We start from the raw sequence: 4,462 nt of genomic DNA on the forward strand, positions 1-4,462 counted from the left end.
GAACACCCTTTCGCTGGTTGTTGGGATTTAGGCACTTCCATTTTACCAGCAAGGGGTGTTTTTGTACACCTTTGAGGCCAATAAAGTCAGGGGTTTACGGGTGTTTTACACCTGCGAAACTTGAGTAAATACATTTTTCACACTTCTTCTCGCAAAGAGGCGTATTTGTCAGGACACATTTTGGATTCTTTCTGATAGAAATAGCTGCTTTTAGGCATGCCCGTCATCCTGAGCAGCTCATTCAACGGGTACCTCGTCCTCAGGGCATCGATCAGGCTTGCTTTCTCCTTGTTCGCCAGCTTCCGGGGATCGATGCCCTGGTCTTTTTTTATAATTTCGGCCGCCTTGTTCAGGATATCCAGTTCCATCTGCTGTCGGTATATCTGTTTCTTCAGAGACTCGACCGTTGCCAGAAGCCCATCCCTGTCATCGTGAAACGACGGTTTACCAGAATCATTCATATTCGCGTCCCCCCGAGCAGCTCTTTTCTCCACTTATACAGGCTGCACCTGCTGACACCAAGCCTATCGGCAATATCTGCTGCAGGTCCTTCCCTGGCGCACAGTTCAACCTGCTTCTCGCTTCTGCTCTTGAGAGAATTGTACCACACCACCGCACTTCACACGAGCTTTACGTTCCCAGGGAGCTAGTTCATCTATCCATATTGTAAGGGTCCGACCGCTCTTACTGTCCTGCTAGTATTGCGCCCGTGTTCCAGATAGTAACTAACAGCAGCCTCCATCTGGTGCTGAGTATATAATCGGCTTCTATTAATGCTCTCATGCAGCTGACCAGTCTCCTGATATTCCCTGTACCATCTGACTAACATCTTATAGCTTGGATACCCTAATTCCCTTATAGTGTCGGCCGCAGACAGGTCATATTTAATGTAAAGTTCTACTGCACGTATACGGTCTTCATACGAATACACTTGGACTACCTCCTGACTAGTTAAGTCCAGGTTTTCGTCCGCACCCCCCTTATGGGCATTATGGGTTAGCAGTTACATCAAGCATCCATGGTATAAGCCTCACCATCGATGAGAAAGGTATCTTCATCCTGCCAGCCAAGATTCCAGTGTTCATTCCATTCCCCATGAAACACTAGCCAATCCCGGCTCAACACCCCCGGAACCATCGCCTCCTGAATATGTACGCTGGTACCCCCACCCAGCGCCCCTGCATTAACTTCTCTAGCGTGTATGCCCCACAGGGGACGGAACTCTGTCCAAAAGAGTATCACTACCCATTACAGTGGCAAACCCAACCAGCCACAAAACTGGCAGTACACCAATAATGAAAAGCACCAAAACCAGCGTTGCCCTGAGTGCTGGCACAATTCTATCGAAGCCGCCACTACGGAACAACTTAAACGCAGTTAGCACAAAGAGCAGCGAAGCGGCCCAGGGCACCCACCGTCCAAGAGCGACAAGATAAGCCAGGTTTGAAACAGGCACTAAACTAAGACCAAGCGATACCCCAGAGACCATACAAAGTGCAAACAGCAACCGCGGCGAACTTACTCGCTTCCAAACCGCCCACAGAGCCACAATCGTCAGCAGCCAGAAGATTACCTGCCCACCCAGCTCCAAGATTATGTTCAGCTCAAACAAAAGAATGGACAGAAAGATAAGCAATCCAACATAAACAAAAGGCATCCACTTAAGATGTTTAACTGCTACCCTCTCCTTTACCCAGATTTTCTATCTTTGGTCAAGATACCTCTTAATGTTTGCAGGGTTAAATCTTATCCAGAAAACAACTCATGCATGCATCCCAAGTTTGGCCGCCGGGGCGTTGCCTTTACAGGCTCGTCCACCCGAACTAATTACCAAGTCAACTGTTGCAATGCAAAATGCACGGTCACTAAAACAGTTGAGGGCTATGAGAGAAAGCCCCTCAACTGTTATCCTCTATGCAATTTGCGTAATAACAAGGTGTGCTGAAACAGGCCTTGTGCCTCCAGCGAGAGGAGTGATGGTTAGTGCCGTTGCATTGCCAGCAGGATTACGCACAGTGAGTATTGAATTGATGGCTGTCGTAGTCACAAGAGCTATTCCGACGATCTGGGAAGTGCCAGTCGCTCGACCGACTACTGTATAGTCAAGGTCAGCGCCGTCGAGAGTTAAAATTAGTTGGCCTGCTTCGCTCACGCTAACCTGAAACAGAACCTGATAAGTGCCAATATCAGACAAGTTAAATGTGTCGGGGCCAGTACGGAATATAGTAGTCCCACTAGTAGGTCCATCTTGGGGAAAGTCTACATCTGTACCAGGAGCAACTGTTGCAGCATTATCAGGAGGCATCAACGCATAAAAATCGGCGTAGGCTAACAATCCCCCAGCTGGTCCCTGTTCACCTTGAGGTCCTTCTGGTCCTTGAGGTCCCTGTGGACCTTCGGGGCCTGGAGGCCCTTGCTCACCCTGAGGTCCCTGTGGACCTTCGGGGCCTGGAGGCCCTTGCTCACCCTGAGGCCCCTCGGGTCCTTCTGGACCTGGAGGTCCTGGAGGGCAAATACATTTTCCCATATTCTCACATCCTTACTTGCTAGGTCTGGTATATAATATTCAGAGCTAAAATAGGTGTGAGATTTATACACATAAACATATACCAATACTTTTTAATCAGCATAAGATAATAGAAGAGGTGAAAATAAGGAAGGGATATTAATGGCTGATTGCCCAATAGTAGGCATTTTGGTACCTAACAGAACCAAAAGAGTAAAATTATTGAGACTGTATCAGCATCGTCACAGTCTGCCCTTGAAACTCTTCGCTTTTACTCGCACAGATATTCTTTGGAAAAAGCGTAAGATATTTGGACTCTGTCGGATTGACGGCAAGTGGACAAAAAAGATGTTTCCCTTTCCTGATGCAGTTTATAACCAGTGTTACAATAAAGAAACAACAACTATTGAGCACCTTAATAATGTCATTGGTGGCGACATGTGTTTTAACAGTATTAACTGGTTTAATAAATGGGAAGTTTACAACGCGTTAATCCAATCCAGTCTTCAAATGTATCTACCAGACACATTTTTATTAAATGATGTGAATGTATCAGGGCTATTGAAGAAATATAAGCTGATATACGTTAAGCCAACTTATGGATATCATGGAAAAGGCGTGCACAGGATAAAGCTCAAGGGAAATGGAGATATTCATATGTCTACTCACAGCTTGGCTCCTAGATTAATTTGCCGAAAAAATGAAGATATACAGCAAAAACTAGCTAAACTCCTAGGTGAAAAAAATTATATAGTGCAAAAGGGAATTCAAACAAGTAAAATAGATAATCAAAACTATGATATTAGGGTACTTGTTCAGAAAGATATTAGCGGCAAATGGACTGTTTCCACCATGGTCTGTAGAGTGGCTAATCAGCTTTACTTTAACACCGGTGTATATGACTCTATTTATGATGCTAAAGAAATACTTGATCAGGTATTTCCCTTGAAAACGATGAAAGAAAAAACTTTCAATTCTATTAACAAGATAAGTGTAAATGCAGCGCAAGTATTGGAAACTAATTTGGGCTTGCTGGGTGAATTAAGTGTGGATTTTTTGTGTTAGACGAGGAGATGAATTTATGGATTATTGAGTTAAACGGTAAACCTCAAAAAAGCATATACAGGGACATTAATAAGTTTAAGTACGAACAGCTAATCTATCGCCGGCCAATTGAATATGCTTACTACCTTTCAACCCACTAATCAGGAGAAGCATGCAACTAACAGTCACACCAGTCGGGAGTGTAATTACTTTTGTGTAAATGGTTTATTCGCTAGTGATTTGTTTAGACTAGTATCGGCTCTTACTTTGGATTCTCCAGGATCAGGAGCACCGAACTTCCCATCTGCATATAAATCGGTTGCCCTGCGGCAATCCCCTTATAGGTCGGCACGCTTATGCTGATTGCCGCTTAAAATTCCATTGCCAAATGGACTCAACAATCCCGGGAAATGCCATTAACCTTATACCCCACAGCTAATAAGGCCAAAGGAAAGCCATACACCCAGATTATTCCAGAGACATATATAACTTCTACGAATTGTCTCGAATCCCTGCTAATCCTTACTAATGAATCTGTGTTTATTACGCTTCTGAGCAAATAGATTTCTGCAATCAATGAGATCCCCGGTGGCAAAGCCAGCCTACATCAACCGGGAGCTTATATCAACTGGTAATACCCATGGATATCGGTGAACTAATCCCGGGGGACGATTCAGTGAGGCTACTCAGCGCAGTGCTTGAAAGGATTGATTATAGTAAATTACACGCTGCGTACTCCCGGCTAGGGAGAATCAAGAGATCGCCAGAAAGTCTATTTAAAATACGGATACATGAACGGCATTTATTCAAGCCGTGAGCTAGAGCGAGCCTGCCGCCGAGATGTTAACTTCATGTATCTCTTTGGCCGAGCGTCGGCACCCGATCACGCCACCATCGCTCGTTTTCGCAGTG

The 4,462-nt window shown here is 45.0% G+C and carries 3 protein-coding genes and 2 pseudogenes; 2 read left to right on the forward strand and 3 right to left on the reverse strand.

Translation table 11 applies throughout. The features are described 5' to 3' along the window. Window positions 1–137: 137 nt before the first annotated feature. From FH749_11055 to FH749_11065, 3 genes are all read right to left on the reverse strand, one after another. Entirely contained in the window at window positions 138–461 is a 324-nt protein-coding gene (locus FH749_11055; GenBank protein MTI96003.1) for a hypothetical protein, read from the reverse strand. A gap of 731 nt (window positions 462–1,192) precedes the next feature. Beyond that, on the reverse strand, window positions 1,193–1,657 hold the full coding sequence (locus FH749_11060) for a hypothetical protein (GenBank protein ID MTI96004.1): 465 nt from the start codon (window positions 1,655–1,657) through the stop codon (window positions 1,193–1,195). 255 nt (window positions 1,658–1,912) lie between these two features. Beyond that, window positions 1,913–2,527 carry a collagen-like protein gene (locus FH749_11065; GenBank protein ID MTI96005.1) on the reverse strand — a complete coding sequence of 205 codons (615 nt, stop codon included), beginning with the start codon at window positions 2,525–2,527 and terminating at the stop codon, window positions 1,913–1,915. A 327-nt stretch (window positions 2,528–2,854) separates the two neighbouring features. Here FH749_11065 and FH749_11070 point away from each other — a divergent pair. Together FH749_11070 and FH749_11075 are read left to right on the forward strand one after the other, a co-directional pair. Then, window positions 2,855–3,711: pseudogene (locus FH749_11070) on the forward strand (hypothetical protein). Window positions 3,712–4,178: 467 nt separating this feature from the next. Next, a pseudogene (locus tag FH749_11075) lies at window positions 4,179–4,462 on the forward strand (transposase).

The sequence above is a fragment of the Bacillota bacterium genome, from assembly GCA_009711825.1.
In the GTDB taxonomy this organism is placed as follows: Bacteria; Bacillota; Proteinivoracia; order UBA4975; family VEMY01; genus VEMY01.

What these genes read in the sequence shown, in the direction of transcription:
- FH749_11055 (MTI96003.1), bottom strand. Translation starts at nt 461, where the DNA reads ATGAATGATTCTGGTAAACCGTCGTTTCACGATGACAGGGATGGGCTT.
- FH749_11060 (MTI96004.1), bottom strand. Translation starts at nt 1,657, where the DNA reads ATGCCTTTTGTTTATGTTGGATTGCTTATCTTTCTGTCCATTCTTTTG.
- FH749_11065 (MTI96005.1), bottom strand. Translation starts at nt 2,527, where the DNA reads ATGGGAAAATGTATTTGCCCTCCAGGACCTCCAGGTCCAGAAGGACCC.